27 protein-coding genes are annotated in these 23,788 nt (G+C 33.7%); 14 read left to right on the forward strand and 13 right to left on the reverse strand.

The genetic code is table 11. From position 1 onward, the window contains the following. Positions 1 to 27 precede the first annotated feature (27 nt). Together CAP47_RS04625 and CAP47_RS04630 are read right to left on the reverse strand one after the other, a co-directional pair. Positions 28 to 933, reverse strand: a complete 906-nt coding sequence (locus tag CAP47_RS04625; protein ID WP_093245639.1) for a hypothetical protein — start codon at positions 931 to 933, stop codon at positions 28 to 30. Further along, positions 917 to 1,882: a stage II sporulation protein M gene (locus tag CAP47_RS04630; protein WP_100775689.1), complete on the reverse strand. Its 966-nt coding sequence runs from the start codon at positions 1,880 to 1,882 to the stop codon at positions 917 to 919. Before CAP47_RS04630 ends, CAP47_RS04625 begins: the two co-directional genes overlap by 17 nt. A 37-nt stretch (positions 1,883 to 1,919) precedes the next feature. Between CAP47_RS04630 and CAP47_RS04635 the strand changes: the two genes are divergently transcribed. Both CAP47_RS04635 and CAP47_RS04640 read left to right on the forward strand, forming a co-directional pair. After that, entirely contained in the window at positions 1,920 to 2,633 is a 714-nt protein-coding gene (locus CAP47_RS04635) for an RDD family protein (RefSeq protein ID WP_100775599.1), read from the forward strand. Further along, the gene (locus tag CAP47_RS04640) at positions 2,633 to 3,268 is read left to right on the forward strand and encodes a trimeric intracellular cation channel family protein (protein ID WP_093245648.1); all 636 of its coding nucleotides are present in this window, start codon (positions 2,633 to 2,635) and stop codon (positions 3,266 to 3,268) included. The genes CAP47_RS04635 and CAP47_RS04640 overlap by 1 nt, the downstream gene beginning before the upstream one ends. 3 nt (positions 3,269 to 3,271) lie before the next feature. Here CAP47_RS04640 and CAP47_RS04645 read toward each other — a convergent pair whose 3' ends face one another. Beyond that, positions 3,272 to 3,982: a peptidylprolyl isomerase gene (locus tag CAP47_RS04645; protein ID WP_238140952.1), complete on the reverse strand. Its 711-nt coding sequence runs from the start codon at positions 3,980 to 3,982 to the stop codon at positions 3,272 to 3,274. On the opposite strand from CAP47_RS04645, the gene CAP47_RS04650 reads away from it, so the two are divergent. Both CAP47_RS04650 and CAP47_RS04655 read left to right on the forward strand, forming a co-directional pair. Next, positions 3,970 to 4,632, forward strand: coding sequence for an NUDIX hydrolase (locus CAP47_RS04650; RefSeq protein ID WP_100775690.1), 663 nt, complete (start codon positions 3,970 to 3,972; stop codon positions 4,630 to 4,632). The two genes, CAP47_RS04645 and CAP47_RS04650, sit on opposite strands and share 13 nt — an antisense overlap. A gap of 72 nt (positions 4,633 to 4,704) precedes the next feature. Further along, positions 4,705 to 5,517, forward strand: a complete 813-nt coding sequence (locus tag CAP47_RS04655) for a lysophospholipid acyltransferase family protein (RefSeq protein WP_093245662.1) — start codon at positions 4,705 to 4,707, stop codon at positions 5,515 to 5,517. A gap of 7 nt (positions 5,518 to 5,524) precedes the next feature. Here the strand turns inward: CAP47_RS04655 and CAP47_RS04660 are convergent, their stop codons facing one another. From CAP47_RS04660 to CAP47_RS04670, 3 genes are read right to left on the reverse strand one after another with little or no spacing between them, the layout of a single operon-like run. Further along, positions 5,525 to 6,397, reverse strand: a complete 873-nt coding sequence (locus tag CAP47_RS04660; protein WP_100775601.1) for a TraB/GumN family protein — start codon at positions 6,395 to 6,397, stop codon at positions 5,525 to 5,527. Next, positions 6,394 to 6,996 (reverse strand): hypothetical protein, encoded by a 603-nt coding sequence (locus CAP47_RS04665; RefSeq protein WP_100775602.1) that lies wholly within the window; start codon positions 6,994 to 6,996, stop codon positions 6,394 to 6,396. The genes CAP47_RS04660 and CAP47_RS04665 overlap by 4 nt, the downstream gene beginning before the upstream one ends. 6 nt (positions 6,997 to 7,002) lie before the next feature. After that, a complete protein-coding gene (locus CAP47_RS04670; protein WP_093245674.1) occupies positions 7,003 to 7,497 on the reverse strand; it encodes an RNA polymerase sigma factor in 495 nt (164 codons plus the stop codon). Positions 7,498 to 7,744: 247 nt separating this feature from the next. On the opposite strand from CAP47_RS04670, the gene CAP47_RS04675 reads away from it, so the two are divergent. The 3 genes from CAP47_RS04675 (at position 7,745) to CAP47_RS04685 (ending at position 11,004) form a co-directional block, all read left to right on the forward strand. Then, positions 7,745 to 9,493 carry a DEAD/DEAH box helicase gene (locus CAP47_RS04675; RefSeq protein ID WP_100775603.1) on the forward strand — a complete coding sequence of 583 codons (1,749 nt, stop codon included), beginning with the start codon at positions 7,745 to 7,747 and terminating at the stop codon, positions 9,491 to 9,493. Positions 9,494 to 9,562: 69 nt separating this feature from the next. Beyond that, positions 9,563 to 10,327, forward strand: coding sequence for a carboxypeptidase-like regulatory domain-containing protein (locus CAP47_RS04680; RefSeq protein ID WP_100775604.1), 765 nt, complete (start codon positions 9,563 to 9,565; stop codon positions 10,325 to 10,327). Positions 10,328 to 10,329: 2 nt separating this feature from the next. Next, positions 10,330 to 11,004, forward strand: a complete 675-nt coding sequence (locus CAP47_RS04685) for an SIR2 family NAD-dependent protein deacylase (protein ID WP_100775605.1) — start codon at positions 10,330 to 10,332, stop codon at positions 11,002 to 11,004. Between the two features lies 1 nt (position 11,005). Here the strand turns inward: CAP47_RS04685 and CAP47_RS04690 are convergent, their stop codons facing one another. Next, the gene (locus tag CAP47_RS04690) at positions 11,006 to 11,932 is read right to left on the reverse strand and encodes a DMT family transporter (protein ID WP_100775606.1); all 927 of its coding nucleotides are present in this window, start codon (positions 11,930 to 11,932) and stop codon (positions 11,006 to 11,008) included. A 150-nt stretch (positions 11,933 to 12,082) separates the two neighbouring features. Between CAP47_RS04690 and purB the strand changes: the two genes are divergently transcribed. The 3 genes from purB to CAP47_RS04705 are packed head-to-tail and all read left to right on the forward strand — an operon-like array spanning position 12,083 to position 15,267. Continuing rightward, positions 12,083 to 13,420: an adenylosuccinate lyase gene (gene purB / locus CAP47_RS04695; protein WP_100775607.1), complete on the forward strand. Its 1,338-nt coding sequence runs from the start codon at positions 12,083 to 12,085 to the stop codon at positions 13,418 to 13,420. After that, entirely contained in the window at positions 13,420 to 14,328 is a 909-nt protein-coding gene (gene menA, locus CAP47_RS04700; protein ID WP_100775608.1) for a 1,4-dihydroxy-2-naphthoate octaprenyltransferase, read from the forward strand. The genes purB and menA overlap by 1 nt, the downstream gene beginning before the upstream one ends. A 57-nt stretch (positions 14,329 to 14,385) precedes the next feature. Next, on the forward strand, positions 14,386 to 15,267 hold the full coding sequence (locus tag CAP47_RS04705) for an SDR family oxidoreductase (RefSeq protein WP_100775609.1): 882 nt from the start codon (positions 14,386 to 14,388) through the stop codon (positions 15,265 to 15,267). Here CAP47_RS04705 and hutH read toward each other — a convergent pair. Then, complete coding sequence (gene hutH, locus CAP47_RS04710) at positions 15,260 to 16,762, reverse strand: histidine ammonia-lyase (protein ID WP_100775610.1); 1,503 nt, start codon at positions 16,760 to 16,762, stop codon at positions 15,260 to 15,262. The two genes, CAP47_RS04705 and hutH, sit on opposite strands and share 8 nt — an antisense overlap. Positions 16,763 to 16,810: 48 nt before the next feature. After that, positions 16,811 to 18,304, reverse strand: coding sequence for an NAD(P)H-hydrate dehydratase (locus tag CAP47_RS04715; RefSeq protein WP_153043489.1), 1,494 nt, complete (start codon positions 18,302 to 18,304; stop codon positions 16,811 to 16,813). Positions 18,305 to 18,394: 90 nt separating this feature from the next. On the opposite strand from CAP47_RS04715, the gene gcvT reads away from it, so the two are divergent. Genes gcvT through CAP47_RS04730 form a run of 3 tightly spaced genes read left to right on the forward strand, consistent with a single transcriptional unit; the run spans position 18,395 to position 20,595 of the window. Continuing rightward, entirely contained in the window at positions 18,395 to 19,477 is a 1,083-nt protein-coding gene (gene gcvT / locus CAP47_RS04720; protein WP_100775612.1) for a glycine cleavage system aminomethyltransferase GcvT, read from the forward strand. A 30-nt stretch (positions 19,478 to 19,507) separates the two neighbouring features. Then, positions 19,508 to 20,308 carry a sugar nucleotide-binding protein gene (locus CAP47_RS04725; protein ID WP_317042692.1) on the forward strand — a complete coding sequence of 267 codons (801 nt, stop codon included), beginning with the start codon at positions 19,508 to 19,510 and terminating at the stop codon, positions 20,306 to 20,308. 5 nt (positions 20,309 to 20,313) lie between these two features. Continuing rightward, entirely contained in the window at positions 20,314 to 20,595 is a 282-nt protein-coding gene (locus tag CAP47_RS04730; protein WP_100775614.1) for a 4a-hydroxytetrahydrobiopterin dehydratase, read from the forward strand. A gap of 53 nt (positions 20,596 to 20,648) precedes the next feature. On the opposite strand, the gene CAP47_RS04735 is transcribed toward CAP47_RS04730, so the two are convergent. Genes CAP47_RS04735 through CAP47_RS04745 form a run of 4 tightly spaced genes read right to left on the reverse strand, consistent with a single transcriptional unit; the run spans position 20,649 to position 22,998 of the window. After that, complete coding sequence (locus CAP47_RS04735; protein WP_100775615.1) at positions 20,649 to 21,764, reverse strand: hypothetical protein; 1,116 nt, start codon at positions 21,762 to 21,764, stop codon at positions 20,649 to 20,651. A gap of 23 nt (positions 21,765 to 21,787) precedes the next feature. Beyond that, positions 21,788 to 22,441 (reverse strand): hypothetical protein, encoded by a 654-nt coding sequence (locus CAP47_RS04740; RefSeq protein ID WP_100775616.1) that lies wholly within the window; start codon positions 22,439 to 22,441, stop codon positions 21,788 to 21,790. Beyond that, a complete protein-coding gene (locus CAP47_RS12490; RefSeq protein WP_238140954.1) occupies positions 22,438 to 22,608 on the reverse strand; it encodes an RNA polymerase sigma factor in 171 nt (56 codons plus the stop codon). The genes CAP47_RS04740 and CAP47_RS12490 overlap by 4 nt, the downstream gene beginning before the upstream one ends. Positions 22,609 to 22,623: 15 nt before the next feature. Further along, complete coding sequence (locus CAP47_RS04745; protein WP_238140955.1) at positions 22,624 to 22,998, reverse strand: RNA polymerase sigma factor; 375 nt, start codon at positions 22,996 to 22,998, stop codon at positions 22,624 to 22,626. 171 nt (positions 22,999 to 23,169) lie between these two features. On the opposite strand from CAP47_RS04745, the gene udk reads away from it, so the two are divergent. Further along, positions 23,170 to 23,778, forward strand: coding sequence for a uridine kinase (udk, locus tag CAP47_RS04750; RefSeq protein WP_093245747.1), 609 nt, complete (start codon positions 23,170 to 23,172; stop codon positions 23,776 to 23,778). Positions 23,779 to 23,788 lie beyond the last annotated feature (10 nt).

Here is a 23,788-nt window from a genome sequence, read left to right on the forward strand (position 1 = left end):
CTTAATTTAAAAATATATAAATATATGTTATGAAATTTCTTCTCCACCAATTCTTTCTATCTCTTCACGCTGACCTGTGCTGTTATGAAATTCATCTAAATTAAAATAAATATATGCGGAGCTAATTACGGAAATTGTCATTAAAACATAACTCGCAATTGTCGATATTGCATAGAAAATAATATACCACCAACTTCCCATGTAATTCATACTAATATCACCTGATTGAGATGCTGCAGTAAAGCCTTCAATTAAGCCCAAGATAATCATCGGAACTTGAAAAATACTACTGATAAAAGAAACTAGAAGTCCGATGACAATTAAAGTTAAAAATGTCATCCACCAATTTTGTTTAATCAAAGTAAAACATGAGCTAAAAGCATCTGTTAAAGGCTCATGATTGAAAACCATAATTGAAAAAATCAATGATAAAGTCACAAATAAATAAATCCCAGGAATGATAAAGAAAAGTGTTCCTATTGCGGAAACTATTGAAACAACAAGTACAGCTCCTAAAATTGGGAAAAACTTTGAACGCATATTTTTGACAACATGACTTTCAATAATTTCACCATCATCTAAAACAGATTTGATGCAATAAAGCACGCAAGAAATTAAAGCTGTGTAAGTTGCAATTGACAAAATAACCAGTAAAACAGAAACTAGTGAAGTGGTCAGAAAGCTTTGTCCAAAAGCAGACGAGAAAAAATCTGTACTCACGCCACTTTGTGCATCTTCACCTGATAAAGTTAAAAGATTACCTGTTGATTTTTGAATGTAAGAGCCAACAATTGTTGTCAATAAGATTAAAGGGCCGACATGTTTGAAAAAAACTGTAAAAAAAGATTTAGCGTGATTTCTATAAAAGCTAAAAGTATCTGTAATGATTGCGCCTAAATCGCGCTTTTTTCTAAATTTAATCTGCTTTTGCATACTTTTTATTTAATTGGTGTGGCAAGATAACGTAATAATAAATGATCAACAATAATGAAGAAGCGATAATGAGAATCGCAAGCCAATCGGGCATTTCAGTATGTCGCGTCACATAACCTTCAAGAAAACCTGCAATCACAAAAAACGGAATGCTGCTGATCACAATTTTCAATCCATCTTTTGCGCCTCTAATAAATGAATCAAGTCTTTTGTAAGTGCCTGGCATCAGAAGGCTTTGTCCCATGACAAATCCTGCACAAATCGCAATAATAATCACAGAAATCTCAATTGTTCCGTGTATCCAAATCGTACGCGCTGATTCCCAAAGCAAACCTTGATCATAAAAGAAATACTGAAAAGAACCCAACATAATAGCGTTTTGCATTGCGATATAAAGTGTTCCTAAACCAAACAATAAACCTAAGCTGAAAGCGGTTAATGAAACGCGAATATTATTAATTGTGATTCCAAGAAACATATCCGTCTGGTTAGCTTCTTTATAAACTGCCATCGGATCGCCACTTTCAATATTGGCAATGGTGTTGTTAACGTAAGTATCACCTAAAATGAGCCTTACAAAATCACCATCACTCGCTGCTGAAAATGCACCGACTAAAGCAAAAAGAAGAAATATTGAAAAAGAAAACAGTAAATGTTTTTGATATTTATAAAACATCAACGGAAAATCACGCCTATAAAAATTGATAAACGTGTAACGTGACTCTCTTTTGTTTTTGTAAATTTTTTGATGTGCCGAAACTGACAATTCATTTAAGTAAATATGTGTTTCGCTTTTTGGGTAAAAAGTTTGCGCATAACTGAGGTCATCTGTGATTTGAATGTATAGATTTGACAAAATTTCTGGATCAATTTGAGAATAATTCTTAAGAAGACTTTCAAATTTTAACCAATTGTCCTTATTTTGTTTTATAAAAGCAGCCTCGCGCATGAGATGTTGAAATAATTTATCCAAAGAAAAACAATTCATGAATATATATCAAATAGAAACTGCACAAAATGTGCAAATTCTTCAAACGCCAGCTTCAGTTTTAAGCAGAATGTTAGCTTACCTAATTGATTACGCAGTGTTGATCATGTACTCCATTGTCACAGTAGCAATTTTAGCCGCCATGGACATCACACCCTTTGAAAGTTGGGCGACAAGGCTTCTCATTGGTCTTCCTTTTCTTTTATATTTTTTACTATTTGAAGTTTTCATGAATGGTCAAACCATTGGTAAAAGGTTGATGAATATTCGAGTAGTTTCAATTGATGGTACAAAGCCGAAGTTTTCATCATATCTCATCCGTTGGTTATTGCGTGTGATAGAAATTTCTATGACATCTGGTAGTATCGCAATTGTAACAATTCTGATTAACGGCAAAGGTCAACGCCTTGGTGATCTTGCTGCCAAAACAAGTGTCATTACTGAAAAACGAAAATCAAATTTCTCAAAAACCATTGCAACAGATTTACCTGAAGATTACACACCAAAGTATCCACAGGTGAGTTTATTGAGCGATGATGATATCAGACGCATAAATGAAATTTATAAATCGGCAAAAATTGAAGGAAAACAAGATTTAATTATAATTTTGGCCCAAAAAGTAGAAAAGCAAATGAACATCAAAGCCAACGAAAAACCTTTGTTCTTTTTAAAGCAAGTCCTACAAGATTATAACTTCTATACGCAAGGCTAATGGAATTAGATTACACGCTTATTCTGGACATTATTGGTGTTATCGCCTTCTCGATTTCAGGTGTTTTGGCAGCTTTAAGAAAAAGAATGGATGCTTTTGGCATTTTAATAATCGCCTTTGTCACTTCCATTGGTGGCGGTACAATTCGTGATATTTTGATTGGCGCACCAGTGATCTGGATGACACAAATGATTTATGTTTACGTTATTATTGCCACAACTATTTTAGCTGTCATTTTTAGAAAAAAATTAGCTTTTCTGAGAAAATCACTTTCGCTTTTCGACTCAATCGGAATAGGTTTATATACAGTTATTGGTATTGAAAAAGGTTTAAAATATGGTTTTTCACCAGAAATATGTATTGCTATTGGAACAATAAGCGCGTGTTTTGGTGGTGTTATTCGTGATACGCTTTGTAATGAAATACCAAGTATTTTCAAAAATGAAGTTTACGCAACAGCTTGTATTTTGGGAGGTGTTAGTTATTTCATTTTCTTAAAACTCAATTTCCCTAACGGATTAATTTTCTTTTTAGCAGGAATGACTGTCATCTTGATCAGATTAGCGGCAGTTGTGTTTAAAATCTCACTACCTTCAATTTACAAAAAAGAAGAAAATATAGAGGATTATTGGTAAGATTTAATCCAAAACTTCAACCTTAATTCCCACATTGCTCAGCGGCCATTCAGATTCATCAACCTCAACTTCTGAAATTTTTTCAGCGACATCCATTCCTTCAATCACACGTCCAAAAACTGTATGATCTTTATCTAAATGATGTGCGCCTCTTTCTGAAACCACAATAAAAAACTCAAATGGTGAAGATGCATTACTTACATTTTGCTCTGAATATTTAGCAGCAGAAACAACGCCGTATTTGTGTTTATGTTGCGCTTCAGCTTCATTAGGAATCAAATATTTCCCAACTTTCGATCTAAATCTATGCGTAATCACTTTATCTGAATTTCCGCCTTGTATCACAAAATCATCAGCGACACGGTGAAAGAATGTTGTATTGAAATAACCTAATTTCGTTAAACGCAAAAAGTTTGCTGTATGCCAAGGCGTGTCATCATAAAGCTCAATTTTTATATTTCCAAAATCTGTTTTAATCACAAAACGTCTTTCTTTATTTTCCTTAAAATACTTTTCTAAAAAAGGCATCAATTCCTCTTGATTAACCTTATCAACATTCGTTAAGTCAAGTTCCTTATCGCCCGCTGAAGGGATGACAACTTCAGGTTCTTTTTTTTCGATTGTCTCTTTCTCAGATTCATTTTCGCTGTCTTTATTTGTATCTTGCTGACAACTTAAAAACAAAACAGAAACAAGTATTAATGCATATTTCATCATTCATCAATTTGGTGCCCAAATTACAAAAAATTGAACTTCCAGGAATTGAAGCGCAATATAAATTAGCACCTTTTCACAGAAAAGAAGACCTACAAAAAATTGATTTTTCAAAATTAAAAGCAAAGAAATCGGCTGTTTTAGCTCTTTTTTTTCCAGATGAAAATGAAACCATGCAATTGGTTTTCATCCTTCGTAAATCATACAAAGGCGTTCATTCTAACCAAATCGGATTCCCTGGTGGTCGTTATGAGGAAGATGATATCAACTTTGAGTTTACTGCAAAAAGAGAAACCGAAGAAGAAATTGGCATTGATAAAAATGACATTCAAGTTGTGCGTGAACTCACACAAATGTACATCCCGCCATCAAACTTCATCGTTCATCCTTTTATAGGTTTTATAGATTACACACCGAAATTCATCAAACAAGAAACTGAAGTTGAAGACATTTTCAGCGCCTGTTTAGAAGATTGTTTAAATGATAAAAACATCATCAAAACGATAATTTCTGCTTCATATTCTAAAAATACAGAAGTTAAAGCTTTTAAACTCAATAAAAAAATTGTCTGGGGCGCAACGGCAATGATGCTCTCTGAAATCAGAGATATTTTCAAAAATATCTCACAAGTAAATTTAAAAGTTTCCTGAAAAAAAGTACTCTTTTCTCTACATCATTAGAAATGCGCTTATATTTGCAGGTCAAATTTGTTATACATATACATGGGATTATTTAAAAAAAATCCATTTGGACATTATTTATTTTTAAAGAAGTGGCTGATCAGAATCATGGGAACAGCGACGCACAAGCGCTACCGTGGATTTAATGAGCTAAAAATTGAAGGTTCGCAAATCATTCGAGACTTACCTGATAAAAATGTTTTGTTCATCTCTAACCATCAGACTTATTTTGCTGATGTAGTTGCCATGTATCATGTTTTTAACGCGAGTTTAAGCGGACGAGATGACAATATCAAGAATGTTGCTTACCTCTGGAATCCTAAACTTAACATCTATTACGTCGCGGCTAAGGAAACTATGAAAGGCGGATTTCTACCAAAAATATTAGCTTATGCAGGTTCCGTCAGCATTGATAGAACATGGCGTGCAGATGGTAAATCTGTCAACAGAAAAGTAAAATTTAGTGATATTTCTAACATCGGTAAGGCACTTGACGATGGCTGGGTGATTACCTTTCCTCAAGGCACAACACGACCTTGGAAACCAATCAGAAAAGGAACGGCCCATATTATTAAAAAATACGAGCCGATCGTTGTTCCTGTTGTGATTGATGGTTTTAGACGTTCTTTTGACCGAAAAGGCATCAGAATTAAAAAACGTAATATTTTACAATCGATGATTATTAAAGATCCGCTTGATATCGATTATAAAAATGAAAGCATCGATCAGATTGTTGAACGTATTGAGTACGCCATTGAACAACATCCTTCTTTCATTAAAGTGATTCCTGAAAAAGAATTAAAAGCTGAAGAAGAACTTAACGAACAAAGACGTTACAGCGCTAAAAATCATTGATTCTCAATTATTGATCCATAGGTTCAACTTTATAACCTTGTTTTCTTAATAAATTAACTACACCATTTTCACCAGCTAAATGCGCAGCTCCAAAAGCGAAAAAAGTAGATTTACTATTTGCTTTTTCTTCAATAATTGAGATCCAGTTTTGGTTACGTTTATCCAGAAAATCTTCTTGGTAAAGATTGACAGAAGAATCATCTTCAACCATATAATCCATCATTCCTTTTAAATCTTTTGATTCGTAAAGAGAAATCAATTCTTGATATTTTTTGATATTGTCTTCTTCTGAAAGATCAGCCATTTTTAATAAATCTTGAACTTGGTGTTCATAAGACACTTTATCAATCATATCAAATTGATCTTGTAATTTTTCTAGACCAAAAATTTCTTTTTTGGCCTGAAGTGCTTTTTGCATAAAATAAGTATCATAAGCTAACGGCATTCCATCGCAATTTGCGAAAGAACTCATTGCCATTGCGCTCAAAAAGAATGGCTTGATGCGTTTCATCATTTCAAAATTCATTCCTGGCACTTTTCCGTCCATTAAATTTTGCAATTTTTGCATTTCTTCTTCTGAGGTATAATCAGAAATAGCTTTGTCATCCTTCATATACATTGAGTTCATCATTTGAACTTGTAATGACGGATCAGACATGTCGATTTCCAATCCGAGTTGTTCCGTACTTTCAAAAGCTTTTTTAACAACATCTGAAGTTTTGATTTCGCATGTAATATGAATCGTACCGTATAAATACGATGCCTTTTCAATTCCGTTTCCTGACACTTTCCATAAAAGTGCATTTTCAATATTTTGCGCATGCACTTGAAGACTTGCGAAAATAAAAAAACTGAGTCCGAAAATTAGTTTTTTAATCATAGTTCTATTTGTTTAAGGTTATTATAATTTCTTTTTAAACGTCGTGTTAACACGCCGTAAACCACTCTATAAAAAAGTAAAAACAGCAAGACAATCACAAGCAAAACAGCGATGCTGATACCGATGCTAATCCAGAATTGAATTGTATCAAAATTTATATAATGTTTTATAGTCATCACAATACTGACGATAAAAGACAAGCTAAAAAATAAAATATTGAACCATACATAAGCTTTCACTGTGCGCCTAGTTTTCAAAATATTCTTCATTAAACCTCTTGTACTATCTGTCGTTTTAATCGCTTTATAATTCAGAAAAAACAAAACGATAAAACCAATAATGACAACGTAATTGATAATTAAAGAAACTCTGTAAAATCCGTTCAGACTCATTTTTTTAATGATTTCATCGGTTTCTTGAGAGCTCGTTAAAAGCTCTAAAGCAATCCAAAAAGCGAACTCAATAATGCTGATGATAAAAATCCACTTCACAATCGAAGATGACTTTTCATGCATCATTAGATACAAATCGTCTTTTTTATAAGAAGGCAAATCGTCTTGAGATTGCCATTGCTTTTTAAATAATTCTAAATCATCCATAAGTTGCTAAGGATTCAATATTTTCTTAAGTTTAGTTTTCACTCTGTTCATTTTCACTCTTGCATTTACTTCTGAAATTCCTAATGTAGCTGAAATTTCTTTATAATTTCTGTCTTCTAAATAGAGAAAAACCAAGGCTTTATCAATATCATTTAATTCTTTAATCGCCGCGTACATCAATTTGAGATTTTCCTCAATCGTATCGTCATAATACTCAGCTTTTATTTTAAAGTTAAAAGCTTCTATGTCTGAAGTTTTAACACGCCTTTTTTGTTTTCTGTAAAGTGTAATAGCAGTGTTAAGCGCTACTCTGTACATCCATGTGCTAAACTTCGCATCTCCTCTAAATTTTGGATAAGCTTTCCAAAGTTGTATTGTTATTTCTTGAAATAAGTCTTTATGGGAGCTTTTATCATTTGTATATAAACGACATATTTTATGCGCAATGTTTTGATGCGTATTAAGGTTGTCTATAAATTCTTTTTCTAAAGCTTCCTCCACAGAATTTTCAATCTAATTAATCAGTCGTTATAAATTTTCAATCGTTACAGCAAATAAACAAAATTTATTAAGCCTCCTTAAAATTATTAATCTTAAATGAAAGACCTTATCTATTTCAGTAAAGCTTTCATAAAGATCAAATTATAATAAACTAATAGTCAATTCATTATAATTATCAATCTTATAAAGAAAAAAAATTGAGTGTAAAATTAAAATCGTACATTTGCACCTATTTTTAAATTACTACATGAATACATTTGAATCATTAGGCTTAAGCCAAGAAATCTTGCGTGCAATTGAAGATATGGGGTTTGAGTCACCGAGTGAAGTTCAGGATAAAACGATCCCGATACTACTCGAAGAGCCAACAGATATTGTTGCGCTAGCCCAAACTGGAACTGGAAAAACTGCCGCATTTGGTTTTCCTTTAATTCAAAATATTGACCTTAATTCGAAGAAAACTCAGGGTTTGATTTTATCACCAACCCGAGAGTTATGTTTACAAATTACCAACGAATTAAAAAATTACTCTAAATATTACAAAGGCCTCAACACAGTTGCGGTTTATGGTGGTGCCAGTATTACAGACCAAGCAAAGCAAATTAAGCGTGGTGCTCAGGTTATTGTTGCGACACCAGGACGAATGAAAGACATGATTCGTCGTCAAATTATTGATATTTCAGCAATTGATATTTGTGTTCTTGATGAGGCAGATGAAATGCTAAATATGGGTTTTTATGAAGATATAAAGGAAATTTTATCTCATTCACCTAGCTCAAAAAGCACATGGCTTTACAGTGCAACAATGCCAAAAGAAGTTTCGCAAATCGCGAAAAAATTCATGAAATCTCCTGTGGAAATTACAGTTGGTCAGAAAAACGTTTCTACAAAAAACGTCAGTCATGAATATTATGTTGTTGCTGGTCGTGACCGTTATAATGGCATGAAAAGATTAGTCGATGCTAATCCAGAAATTTATTCTGTTATTTTCTGTCGTACAAAACGTGATACGCAAAAAGTTGCTGAACGCCTTATTGAAGACGGATACAGCGCTTCAGCTATTCACGGAGATTTGAGTCAAAATCAGCGTGACTTAGTCATGAAAAGTTTTAGAAACAAACAAATCCAAATGCTTGTTGCGACTGATGTTGCTGCACGTGGAATTGATGTTGATGATATTACTCACGTGATTAATTACCAATTACCTGACGAAATTGAAACCTATACGCACCGAAGCGGACGTACTGGTCGTGCTGGTAAAGAAGGAACTTCAATGGTGATTATCACTAAAAGTGAAATTCGTAAGATCAAACAAGTTGAACGTATTATCGGTCAAAAGTTTGAAGAGAAAAAATTACCTTCAGGTGACGAAATTTGTAAAGTACAACTTTTCCACCTTGCTAAGGAAATGAAAGAAACTTCAATCAACAATGAAATTGATCAATACATCGGTAAGCTTGAAGAAGAGTTTGCTGACGTTTCTAAGGAGGAATTAATCAAAAAATTCTTCTCAGTTGAATTTACACGTTTCCATAATTACTATAAAAACGCGCCTAAAATGGCACAACCTTCTGAGTCTTCTAGATCAGGCGGAAGTGATTCTTATGGCGATGAAACACGTTTCTTCATCAACATCGGAGAAAAAGATGGCTTCAACTGGATGTCGCTTAAAGACTTCTTAAAGGAAACTTTAGAATTAGGTCGTGATGGCGTAGCTAAAGTTGATGTCAAAAACACATTCTCTTTCTTTAATGTTGAAAATGATCACGTTGAGAAGGTTAAAGCAACTTTTGAAGAGTTTAAACTCAACAATCGACACGTTAATGTTGAAATCACTAAAGACAATAAGTCTGGTGGCGGTGGCGGAAGAGGTCGCAAGAAAAGTAAAGGCGGCGGCGGAAGACGGGATGGTAAATCTGGTGGCTTCAAAGGAAAATCAAAAGGCGGTAATAAAAACGTCAAAAGTTCTTTTGAAAGAAGACGCCGTAATCGTTAGTGTTAATTTTTAATCAAATCTCCGAGACAAATATTTTTATCTCAAGTCTATTTGATTAAATTTAGAGCGATGAAGTATTTAACAATTATATTTCTTTTCACAACCATGATAGTTTTCAGTCAGGAAGAAAATTCCGAACTGAAAACTATTCGTGGAAGTGTTATGAATGCTGCAAATGATCGCATTTTAAAAAATGTGAACATTATTAATATCAACACTGTTCGAGGAACAGTAAGTGATCAAGAAGGTAAATTTAAAGTCAAAGCACATATCAATGACACAATTTATCTTTCCCACCTAGGTTTTAAACCTATACAAGTTAGAGTCACTGAAGATTGGGTGAAGTTTGGCGATGTCAAAATCAAAATGACAGAATCTGCCATTGCCCTTGAAGAAGTGAAACTCAGCGATGTCAAACTCACAGGTTTTATTGAGATTGATGCCAAAAACATTCCTATTTACGATAACTACCGTTACAGCATTTCGGGAACTGATTATGCTTATGAAGGCGGTCAATATCAAAGTACATCTTTATCTAAAACAATTAGTGCGATTCTAAATCCCGCGGATTTATTGTATCAAATATTTGGTAAAAAACCAAAGCAGATGCGACGTTTGCGTAAAATGAAAGAAGACGATGCCATCAGGCAATTGCTTCAAGATAAATTTGACAGAGAGACTTTATCTGCTGTGCTTCAAATCAGCAAAATTGATATTGTTGACATCCTTAAAAAATGCGATTATTCTGAATCCTTTGTAAGATCAGCAAATGATCTACAACTTTTAGATGCAATTAGTAATTGCTACGAAGAATATCGCGCTGTAAATCGATAATTATGAAAAAGATTTGCGTACTTACTGGAGCTGGAATGAGCGCAGAAAGTGGCGTTAAAACTTTCCGTGACGACGACGGCTTATGGGAAAATCACGAAATTACTGAAGTTGCAACTCCCGAAGCTTTTGAACGAAACCCAGAATTAGTTTTAGATTTTTATAACCAAAGAAGACGTCAACTTTTGGAAGTCAAGCCAAACGCTGCACATCTTGATTTAGTTCGGCTTGAAGAAAAGTATGATGTCCAAATTATCACTCAAAACGTCGATGACTTGCACGAACGTGCTGGCAGTTCATCGATTTTACACCTTCATGGTGAACTCATGAAATCACGCTCAGTTGAGCATCCTCATTTAATTTACAATCAAATAGATGATTTGAATTTAGGTGATTTGTGTGAGAATAATTACCAGCTCAGACCACATATCGTTTGGTTTGGAGAAGCAGTTCCTGAAATGGAAAATGCAATTAAACTTGTTTCTGAAGCTGATATCATTATCATCATCGGTACTTCAATGCAAGTTTATCCCGCAGCAGGTCTTATCGATTATAAAAAAGAGGAAGCGCCTGTTTATTTCATAGACCCAAAACCTTCAATAAAATCTTCAGACTCTATCGAAGTTATTGCTAAAAAAGCAAGTCTTGGTGTTCATGAATTAGTTAATCGCTTACTTTAATTTAATGCATATTGAATTTTGCCCTTTTCCTTCTTTGTGAAAAAAGGACAAGCTTTTTTGGTATTAAATAAGCCCAAAGTGGTTTCGACACAAATGTCATTGCAATACCAGATAATAAAACCAAACAGCCCAAAATCATTTGCATTGTAATTGGTTCTGATAAAATCAGCCATGCCAAAATCGCTGTAATCAATGATTGAGACAACAATGATAAACTGACGCGTGTTGCTCTCATTCGGCTAATCGCATAATTCAACGCAAACCAACCAATCAATTGAGTTGTTATCGATTGAATGACCAAAACCGACCAAGCAGCTGCGCTGTGATTGAAGAAATTTTCTCCTGCTACATAATTTATCACACCTAAAAACGCAACAGAACCGACAAGATTTATTGTCATAAATGTCGGAACATTCATTTTGTCGAGTATTGATTTTGAAATCAAGAAATACCAAGAATAGAAAACACCAGATAAAATCCCGAAGTAAAAAGATCTGTCAAATTCTAAATTTGCAAAAAATTCAAAACCAACGATAATCATCATGCCTAATAAAGCTACAACAGTCCCAAACCAGAAATTTGTTTTTGGCTTATCAACCAAAAAGAAGAAAGCGCCAATCCCAACCCAAATTGGAGACAGATTTGTCAATAATGTCGCTTGTGTTGCAGTTGATTCCTCAATTGCGATATTCCACACAGCGACATCAGCACCAAATAACAAACCACATAATAATGATAACAAAATGAGACGACCGGTTGGCCACTTAAATTGTTTTCGGAATATGACAATAGGTAACAGGATGATCAACGCAAAGAACATTCTGTAAAATGCAGAAATCAGACCAGATGTCAGACCTAATTTCACTAAAATTGGGAAGATAGATATTCCCGCTATGCCTATCATTAAGGCGATTCTAGACTTCTTCATCTCAAAAAAATATTTTGCAAAACTAGCTCTAAATTTTAGATGGACAATGTTAAATTTTCATCAAAAAGTAAAATATTTTATGAGCTTAAAATTTGATTTTAAAAGCCTTAAAAAAGACGCTATCTTTGCCACTTATTTAACACACAACACATGACAGCTTTAGAAGCCATTACACCTATTGATGGGCGTTACGCCTCAAAAACAAATTCTCTTACCCCTTATTTTAGCGAAAGTGCTTTAATCAAATATCGCTTGCGTATTGAAATTGAATACTTCATTTCACTTTGCGAACTTCCACTTCCTCAAGTGAAAGATTTTGATAAGAGTTTGTACAAGGATTTAAGGAGTATTTATAAAGATTTTTCTCTTGAAGATGCAGAAAAAGTGAAATCAATTGAAGCGGTCACCAATCATGATGTTAAAGCTGTTGAATACTTTATCAAAGAGAAAATGGATGAACTCGGACTTAAAGATTCTAAAGAGTTTATTCATTTCGGTTTAACATCTCAAGACATCAACAACACAGCCGTACCTTTGAGTTTAAAGGAAGCACTTTCTGAAGTTTATTTAAAAGATTTAGAAGAACTTATTTCTAAATTAAAAAGCTTAAGTGCTGATTGGAAAGAAATTCCGATGTTAGCAAGAACACATGGTCAACCAGCCTCTCCTACCCGATTAGGAAAAGAAATACAAGTTTTTATAACACGTTTAGAAGAGCAGCTTAAAACTTTAGAAGCAACACCAATTGCTGCAAAATTTGGTGGTGCAACAGGAAATTTCAATGCACATGTTGTCGCTTATCCTGATGTTGATTGGCAAATTTTTGGTCAAAACTTTGTTGAGAAAAGTTTAGAATTAAAACACTCCTTCCCAACAACGCAAATTGAACATTACGATCATATTGCAGGTGTTTTTGATGCTTTAAAACGTATCAATACAATTATTCTTGATTTGAATAAAGATATATGGACGTACATTTCCATGGATTATTTCAAACAAAAAATCAAAAAAGGCGAAGTCGGTTCATCTGCAATGCCACATAAAGTTAATCCGATTGATTTTGAAAATTCAGAAGGAAACCTCGGTATCGCAAATGCTATTTATGAGCATTTATCAGCCAAGCTACCTATTAGTCGATTACAGCGTGATTTGACTGATAGCACTGTCTTAAGAAATATTGGCGTGCCGATGGCGCATAGCATTATCGGTTTTAAGTCAAGCTTAAAAGGTCTGAATAAACTTTTATTAAATGAGACTAAAATCAATCAAGATTTAGAACAAAATTGGGCAGTTGTAGCTGAAGCTATTCAAACAATTTTGAGACGTGAAGCATACCCAAATCCTTATGAAGCCCTAAAAGGATTAACACGTACAAATACAGCGATGACACAAAAAAGTATTCATGATTTTATTGAAACATTAGAAGTTTCTGATGACATCAAAAATGAATTAAAGCAAATTACGCCACAAAATTACACAGGACTTTAATGGTAAAAATAAGCGCATGGATTTCAGCGGCAAGACCTCGCACCCTACCGCTTTCCGTTGCTGGAATTTTGGTGGGCGCGGCAACTGCTGCTATTGAAAATAGTTACGATAATTTAATTTTTTGGTTGGCCATTTTAACCACTTTAGTTTTACAAATTTTATCAAATTTTGCTAATGATTACGGAGACGGTGTGAAAGGTACAGATAATCATGAGCGTTTAGGACCTCAACGCGCTTTACAAAGTGGTGCTCTGACTGATAAAGTTCTCAAAAAAGGAATTATTATCACGGTATTTATATGTTTGCTTTCTGCATTAGCTTTAATTTATTCAGCTTTTGGAAAAGAAGACTTCATAAGTTCCTTTTTCTTTTTCTTACTTGGTGTAGCTTCAATTGCAGCAGCTATTAAATACACTGTCGGTAATTCAGCTTACGGTTATCGAGGTTTAGGCGATTTATTTGTTTTTATATTCTTCGGATTAGTGAGCGTCATTGGCTCTAACTATTTAATGACAAAATCCATTAATTTTTGGTTGATTTTTCCAGCGACAAGCATTGGTTTATTAAGTAGCGCTGTTTTGAACCTCAATAATATGCGTGATGAAAATAGCGATAGAAATGCTAATAAAAATACTTTAGTTGTGATCCTCGGAAAAGATAAAGCCAAAATTTATCATTTCTCTCTGATCATCATTGCCTTTTTAAGTTTAATGATTTACGCTGTTTTTCAATTTAATAGTCAACTTCAGTTTCTTTGCTTCATCGGCTTTGTTCCATTGTTTATTCACTTAAGAAAAGTGGCGAATTATTCAAAACCACAAAGTTTAGACCCAGAACTCAAAAAAGTTGCTTTAAGCACTTTCGCCATTGCTATATTAATGTTGATCACACAAATATTTAATTTTTAAGACTTCCTCAAAATTATATTTCTGAAGATATTGTATCTTGTGTGAAAACAATTTTTTATGGATTTTAAAGCAAAGATGTTACGCGATGATGCCCTTAAAGGCAAAACAATTTTGGTCACTGGCGGTGGCTCAGGCCTTGGAAAATCAATGTCAAGATATTTTTTAGAAATCGGAGCAAAAGTGATTATCACCTCCCGAAATCTTGACAAACTCAAAAATACTGCTGAAGAACTAGAGAAAGAAACTAACAGCACATGCATCCCTTTACAATGTGATGTGAGACATTATGATCAAGTTGAGAAAATGCTAGAAGAGGCTCATCAAAAAGTTGATACTATCGATGTTCTACTCAACAATGCCGCAGGAAACTTCATCTCTCCAACCGAACGTTTATCATCAAATGCCTTTGACACAATTATCGATATTGTTTTAAAAGGTTCAAAAAACTGCACCTTGGCATTAGGAAAACATTGGATTGAGAAGAAAGAGGAAAATAAAACTGTTTTAAATATCGTCACAACTTATGCTTACACAGGTTCTGCTTATGTTGTGCCGAGTGCTACAGCAAAAGCTGGCGTATTAGCGATGACAAGATCTCTTGCTGTGGAATGGGCAAAATATGGTATTAGATTTAACGCCATTGCACCAGGTCCTTTTCCTACAAAAGGTGCTTGGGATCGCTTATTACCAGGCGAGTTGAAAGATAAATTTGATCTTGCTAAGAAAGTTCCTCTAAAACGCGTTGGTGATCATCAAGAATTAGCAAATTTAGCTGCTTATTTAGTATCTGATTTTGCACATTATCTTAATGGTGAAGTCATCACAATCGATGGAGGCGAATGGCTAAAAGGTGCAGGACAATTCAATTTACTCGAACAAATCCCAACCGAAATGTGGGACATGCTCGAGGAAATGATAAAAGCCAAAAAATCTAAATAAGATTTCTTTTCTTTAAATCGGTTTGTTTACAAAAATGAACCGATTTTTTTATTTCAGTTGCCATTAATTTGTCGTCTTTTACAATTGGTACTTCTTTTCTAAAATCTTCAATTAGATTTTCTATTTCAGCTGAAGACTTTTCTTTTCTAAAGTGTAAAGCTTGTGAAGCATTAAAGAGTTCGATACCCAAAACGGTGTAAACATTTTCAACAACTTTCAATAATTTGGTTGCTGAATTTGCTCCCATACTCACATGATCTTCTTGCCCGTTTGAAGAGACAATCGAATCAATACTCGCTGGCGTACAATATTGTTTATTCTGACTGACAATACTTGCCGCTGTGTATTGCGGAATCATAAAACCACTGTTCAAACCTGGTTTTTCAACTAAAAACGCTGGTAAATCTCTCAAGCCTGATACCAATTGATAGGTTCTTCTTTCAGAAATATTAGCGATTTCTGCTAATGCCATCGCCAGATAATCCATTGGTAAAGCAATTGGTTGTCCGTGGAAATTTCCTCCTGAAATAATTTTATTTTCATCCACAAAAATATTCGGATTATCCGTGACACTGTTAATTTCAACTTCAACCGTCTTTTTTACAAAATCAAAAGTATCTTTTGAAGCACCATGCACCTGAGGAATACATCTAAATGAATATGGATCTTGCACATGTTTTTTTGGTGCATTCGCCAAAGGACTTTTTTCTCTTAATTTTAAAATACGCCGTGCCGTTTCAACCTGACCTTTATGTGGTCTCACTTGATGAACCAAAGCATCAAATGGAGATAAATTACAATCAAAACCTTCTTGAGAAACAGCAGAAATCACATCGCCTAAATCGATTAGTTTTTCAGTTTGTATTAAAGCATAAACAGCATGTGCGCTCATGAATTGAGTTCCATTCAGCAATGCCAAGCCTTCTTTAGATTGAAGTTCTAAAGCTTTTAAGTCATGAGATTCCAAGACCTCAGCAGAAGTTTTAATGTCACCATTAACTCTAACTTCACCTTCTCCCAAAAGCGGTAAAGATAAATGTGCTAAAGGTGCTAAATCTCCAGAAGCACCAAGCGAACCTTGTGAATAAATTACTGGAAGAATATCATGGTTATAAAAATAAATCAAACGTTCAACAACTTCAAGACTAATGCCTGAATGCCCATAACTTAAAGATTGAATTTTGAGCAATAACATCAGTTTAACAATAATGTCATCAACTTCATCTCCAGTTCCGCAAGCGTGTGATAAAACAAGATTGCGCTGTAATTCTGATAATTTTTCAGAAGAAATCTGAATATTGTAAAGCGAACCAAAACCTGTATTGATACCGTAAAGCGCTTCAGATTTAACAGCTTCATTATTGTCTAAATAATGTCTTGCTTTCTGAATTGCTGCTTTAGACTCTTCACTTAGAGCTAATTTTTGTTCAGAATATATGATTGATGAGATTTTATCAATACTTAAATGAGACGCCTTGATATGATGTATAGCCATATTAGAATTTTCAAATTTGCACGAAATTAAGCAATTTTTTAAGATTGTTTATCGCTCGATTGTAGAAAAAGCATTTCCCAAATAATCAATAAGGTCTGATGCAATTAATGAATTTACTGAAAATTTATCGACGTACAAATCAGCCGACAGACCATGCAAGTAAACGCCCAAAATACTAGCCTGAAGCGAAGTATAACTTTGAGCTATCAGACCTGAAATAATACCTGCCAAAACATCTCCGCTTCCAGCTGTTGCTAAGCCTGCATTTACAGTAGAATTAATGTAAGCTTTATCATGATAAATTACTTTCGTATAAGCTTCTTTAACAACTAAAATACAATCATATTTTTCAGAAAATGATTTTGCTTTATCAAGCATTTCAAAACTGTTATTCCACTCGCCTATCAGTCTTTTTAATTCGCCAATATGCGGCGTTAAAACTGATTTCGCTGGTAAAAGTTGTAATAAATCTTTGTTTTGAGAAATTAAATTCAATCCGTCTGCATCGATTAAAATGGGTTTTTCTGTTTTCTCTAAATAATTTTTTAAAGCAGAAAAAGCATTTTCAGAAGTGCCAATCCCCATCCCGATGCCTAATGTTTGATACGAAAAATCAAATTCCTGATAAGCAATAAAATTTTCACTCTCTGATTCAATTGTCATCGCTTCTGGTAAAATAATATTAAGCATTTCCACAGCTTTTGGTGGACATAAAACTGTCAACTTACCAACGCCAGAACGCATTGCAGCTTTAGCGCTGAGCATGATGCTACCGAACATTCCTTTTTGGCCGCCAATTAAAACTAAATGTCCGTAAGTTCCTTTATGACTGAAGGTTTCACGTTTTTTAAAAATCGATTTAATAAATTTTTGATCAATGAAATTATATTCAGATTTAAGATGATGATTTTGAAGCAAACCGATGTCTAAAATTTTCATTTCTCCAACTTTATTTCCAAAGTCAGAGAATAGAAAACTTAGTTTTGGTGCGTGAAATGTGAGTGTCAAATCAGCATTAAAAACAACATCCTTTTTCTGATTAGCTTGATGCGCATACAACCCAGAAGGACAATCAATCGCAACTTTGTATGCTTCTGTTTTGTTTAAAGAAGAAATAACTTCTTGAACAAATTTGGGCAGTTCACGATTTAAACCCACACCGAAAATAGCATCAATCACTACAGAATTATTTTCAAAATCAGGTAATTCTTCAACTTCAGAAACTTCATGAAATGTTATTTTTTCTTTTAAAATATCATAATTCAGCTGAGCATCAGGACTCAAATTATCAGCGTATTTTAAAATAAAAACTTCAACATTTAAACCTTGATCTAAAAATATTTTAGCCATTGCAAATCCATCACCAGCATTATTACCAATACCACAAAAAACATAGATTTTCTCATTATTATCAAGCTGCTCTAAAAGCAGATCACTCGCTTTTTCTGCAGCAGTTTGCATGAGTTGATGTGAACTGATTTCTTTTTCCTTAATTGTTAGTTGGTCTAATTCTGAAAGTTGTTCTGGCGAATATATTTTCATTGTTTTAAAGTCTTCAATTCTTAAATACAATTTAGCAAAAAACCTAGAGCTATTAGGCTTAAAAGGCTAAATTTGCAAAAAACGAATACAATGAAAACAACAGCATTAAATCATATTCATAAAGAATTAGGAGCTAAGATGGTTCCATTTGCAGGTTACGAAATGCCTGTCTCATACGAAGGTGTTAACGCAGAACACGAAACTGTACGCGAGAAAGTTGGTGTCTTTGATGTTTCTCATATGGGTGAATTTTTTATTGAAGGAAAAGAAGCTCTCGATTTACTCCAAAAAGTTTGCTCTAACGATGCGAGTAAACTTGTTGATGGAAAAGCACAATATACTTGTATGCCAAATGAAACTGGCGGTATTGTTGACGATTTGATCATCTATCGTTTTTCTGAAGAAAAATATTTGATGGTGGTTAACGCTTCTAACATCGAAAAAGATTTCGCTTGGATTACAAAACACAATACTTTTGACGCACAAGTCATAAACCGATCAGACGAATATAGTTTGTTAGCTGTTCAAGGCCCAAAAGCTGTTGAAGCAATGCAGTCTTTAGCAAAAATTGATTTATCAGCAATCAAATTTTATCACTTTGAAGTTGGAGAATTTGCTGGCGCACAAGATGTGATCATTTCAGGTACTGGATATACAGGTAGCGGCGGATTTGAAATTTATTTCAAAAACGAAGATGCTGAGCAAATTTGGAATAAAGTTTTTGAAGCTGGTAAAGATTTTGGCATTAAACCTATCGGTTTAGCAGCACGTGATACTCTGCGTTTAGAAATGGGTCTATGTTTATACGGAAATGATATTGACGAAACAACATCTCCTATTGAAGCAAAATTAGGTTGGATTACAAAATTTACTAAAGATTTTGTCAATGCTGAAGCTTTAAAAGCTGAAAAAGAAGCTGGCTCAAAAAGAAAACTCATTGCTTTTGAATTGAAAGGAAAAGGAATTCCGCGTCAAGGTTATGATATTTTAAATGTTGACGGAGAAAAAATCGGTCATGTCACTTCAGGCACAATGTCACCAAGTCTTAAAAAAGCAATTGGTTTAGGTTATGTTGAAACCGCTTACAGCAAACTTGAAACACCGATTCAGATTCAAATTCGTAAAAAAGCAGTTGACGCAGTCATTGTAAAACCGCCTTTTTACAAAAAATAATTAAAGATTACAGACAAAAAGAAAATACTGATTTTAGGTGCTAGTGGCTTTTTAGGTGGTGAGCTTTATAGAGAGTTACATCCATATTTTGATGTTTATGGCACTTACCATACGCCAGATAAAAAGCTGCTAAAAAATCAAAAATTTATTGAATGGGATTTAGAGATAGATCCCATTCATTATATTCTACAAGATCTAAAACCCGATATCATTATTTCTTGTCTCAAAGGGAATTTTGCAGGTCAAGTTCACGTTCACGAAAGGATTGCTGAGTTTTTATTAACCCATGAAAGCAAGCTCATTTATGTTTCTTCAGCTAATGTTTTTGATACTTTCACCAATTATCCTTCTTATGAATATGACAAAACTTTATCCGGAAGTGTGTACGGAAAATCAAAAATTAAAATTGAAAACGCTTTAATGCGATTGCCAAACGCGCTTTTTACAATTGTTCGCCTACCGATGGTTTTCGGGTATAATTCTCCAAAAGTTAAGGAAATAAAACTGCTTTACGATCTTAATGAAGCCATTGAAGTTTTCCCGAATGTTGTCATTAATGCGACAACACATCAAAAGTTTACGCAACAAATTCATTACATCATTAATCGTGATTTAGAAGGCACTTACCATTTAGGCAGCAGTGACTTGATTCACCATAAAGAATTGATTGAAGAAATATGTGATGCCTTACAGCTTGAAGCTCCGCTTTTTAAAAACGTATATAGTTCCAACAGAGATCGTTATATTGCTGTTCTACCAAAATTTCATAACTTACCTGAGCATCTCACGATAACAATCGAAGATGTGATTTATAATTCAGTAAAAATTTAAATGTTATGGAAAAAATGTCTAAAAACGAAGTTCAAGAAAAATTAAAGAGTCTTAATAATTGGAAACTTCATGATGATGTAATCAAAAAGGAATTCACTTTTGATGATTTTAAATCTGCTTTTGCTTTTATGACGCGTGTTGCTTTTGAAGCTGAAGCATTGACGCATCACCCAAATTGGGAAAATGTTTACAACACTGTCAAAATCAGCTTAAACACGCATGATGCAGAGGGAATAACTGAAAAAGATTTTGATTTGGCAAAAAAAATTGATGCCATTTACAAATAAAAAAGTCACTCCTAGAAGTGACTTTTTCATATTGGCTATCAAATAATTTTATTTTAAATCTCGAATCGCATCCCGATTTGGAAGTTATTTTCATCAACAAGATTATCTTTAAAAACTGGATTTAGGTTATACTGAAAGTAAAGCTGTGCGCCTTCCCAACCGATATAACCACTTAAACCATACAAAAAGTTATTGGTGTTAAAATCGCTTCGCTGTTTGATTTTAAAATGGTCTCCTCCTTCTTTATATTTTAATTTCTGCTTGTTGTGTAAATTTAAACCAACAAATCCACCTAACCCAAGTTTAAAAGCTGGTCTCGTAAAATTAGGAAGTTCAGTATCTTTTCGTTTTGAACTTGTTAATTCTAAATGTAAAGGCATAATCAAATTGTCCATTCTCAGTTTAGATTTGTCAAGATTTATTGCAAAGTCTTGTAACTCAGTTTGGTCTCCATTTTCAACAAAGTATTGATTATCTTCAGGTTTTAGACCATTAAATTGTAATGCCAATCCGTATCTGAACCTTAAAAAATTAGTTTCTTTAAAAACACGCGTACTCCACTGCCAACCGAACTCAAAATACCGACTTGCTGCAAATTTATAATTTGGATTTTCCATAAATTCGCCATCGTTAAAAGTGTTATTAAACCCAACTGCAAAAACCAATTTAGAGAAAGTTCGATCTTGCGCTGTTGGTTTCTTTTCCTTATCATCATCTTCGGAAGAGGAAATAGAAATTTTTAAAGTTTTTAATTCGCCTTCACTATCTTTTTGACTCACTATTCTGAGAGCGCCAACCTTCATGCTATCTGTGACAGATCTCAAATCGTCCATATTTTCTAAATGAACATTATTTCTTTTAGCATAGTTAGCAGAAAGTTTGGCGATTTCTTGACGGTTTTGAATATTTTGGGCTGTCAATTCAGAGGCTTTTTTCTTGAGCTGATCGCTTTCAGATTTAGTGATTTCATCAGCCTTATATCTCGCATCAATCGCTTTAATTTTTGCTTTTAAAGCTGAAACTTCCTCTTTTTCAATTTGATTGAGAAGTTTCTCTAAATTTTCTTGTATTGCCAAGCTCATGCTGTCTTTTGTTGGCGTGACTTGTGCCTGAACATTACCAATGTAAAATAGGCTCAGCACACAGAAAATAAGTGTCATTTTTTTCATCTTTCTTTGTATTTAATAAGTGTTTATAATTTGGTTAAGGCTGATTTAGCCTCCTTAAATTTTTCTTTAATGGCGAACCAGACTTTGGTTCTGAAGCTTTCATCTTCAATATCAGCATTCACTTCTGCTAAAAGTTCTTCTGCAGAAATTTCTGCTATGATTTTCTGATCTTCACTCGTCTTTAATTTTGATTGTGCCTCAGCCAATAAAATTTCAACCTCATCAATTGGAGACATGTTTTCGGCATGAATTTCAGTTTCCACTTGACTTAATAAAGTTTCAGCATAATTTGAAATCTTTTGAGAATTTGAAAAAGCTTGCATTTTTGATGAAGCGATTCGGTAAATTGAAATATTTTGTTTTGGGATTTTAACAAAGGAAACCCCTTGTGATTCTATTAAAGGTAGTTGAGTTTGTTTTGGTAGATTTTGAGTTTGTTTTTCAACAAAATTGTTTTGATTTTGAATTTCAATTTGATTTGATTGTATATCAGACAAGAAATAAATCCCAAAAAATAAAATCAAACCTACTGCTAACCCTCCGATAAAATATAATTTACGGTAAGGTTTTTTTTGAGGCTGATCTAACTCTTCAACCACCTTAAACCACGCATGATCACTAGGCTGAATTTCTCTCTCTTCCATTTGAGACCGAATATTTTTTTCTAAATCCTTCATAAGAATCGATTTTGGGAATGATTCATTTTCTCTTTTAACATTTTTTTCGCCTTGTAAAATTGTGATTTTGATGTTCCTACACTGATATTTAATAAATCTGCAATGGATTGATGCGGATACTGTTCAATAACATGTAAAACAAAAACCGTCCGGTAACCTTCTGGCAATTCATCAAGAAAATGCTAAATTTCACTCTGAGATATGCCAACTGAATCTTCAGTTTCATTAACCTGCTCCATCATAGAAAAATCATCAGTTGGAAACTCTAAACCTTTTAATTTTCTCAAAAAGTCAATAGCTTCACGAATGACAATTTGCCTCATCCAACTGAAAAATGCTTCTTCTGGACCTTTAAAACTTGACATCTTTTTAAAAACTTTGACAAAAGCCTTTGACAAAACATCTTCTGCAAACTGAATATCATTGATATACATCCGACACAAACTCAACATTTTTGGTGCAAATCGCTGATATAACTCATATTGCGCTCGGCGATCATTTCGCTTAGCTTTTTTAATAAGTTGACCGAGCTCGGTATGTAGTTTTATGATTTTCACAATTAAGCTTCTATTTATAAAGACGAAAATAAATGAATGTTGGTTGCCTGAGTGCTCAAAAAAAATATTTATTGGGTTTCTTGATCATTTAATGTGTGGTTTTTCAAATGAGATCATCTGATGTAGTTTCATATATGAGTTGGGTTATGTATTTTTGTCAAAAATTAACTTATGCTCATAATCGGTATTGCTGGTGGAACTGGTAGTGGAAAGACAACGGTTGTTAACCAAATTATTAACCAATTACAACATGATGAAGTTGATGTCATCTCCCAAGATTCTTACTACCAAGACACCTCACATTTAACCCTTGAAGAACGCGTGAAGATTAACTTTGACCACCCAAAATCAATTGATTTTGATCTTTTAGTTGAGCATCTACAAATTTTAAAAACTGGAAAATCAATAGAGCAACCTGAGTATTCATTTACAGAACATAATCGCACAAAAGAAACAATCACTACAAAACCACGTAAAGTAATGATTGTTGAAGGCATTTTGATTTTTACTCATCCGGAGATCAGAAAAATGTTTGACATCAAAATCTTTGTTCATGCAGATAGCGATGAAAGATTGATGCGCAGATTAAAAAGAGACATTGCTGAACGTGGTAGAGATTTACATGAAGTTGTCGATCGTTATAAAACAACATTAAAACCAATGCATCAACAATTTATTGAACCAACAAAAGAATATGCAGACATTATCATTCCAAATAACCGTTACAATACCGTTGCGATTGATATTGTTCAGACAATTATCAAGGAAAAATTGGTTTAATTTTGTAAAT

The sequence above is a fragment of the Psychroflexus sp. S27 genome, assembly GCF_002810405.1.
GTDB lineage: Bacteria > Bacteroidota > Bacteroidia > Flavobacteriales > Flavobacteriaceae > Psychroflexus > Psychroflexus halocasei_A.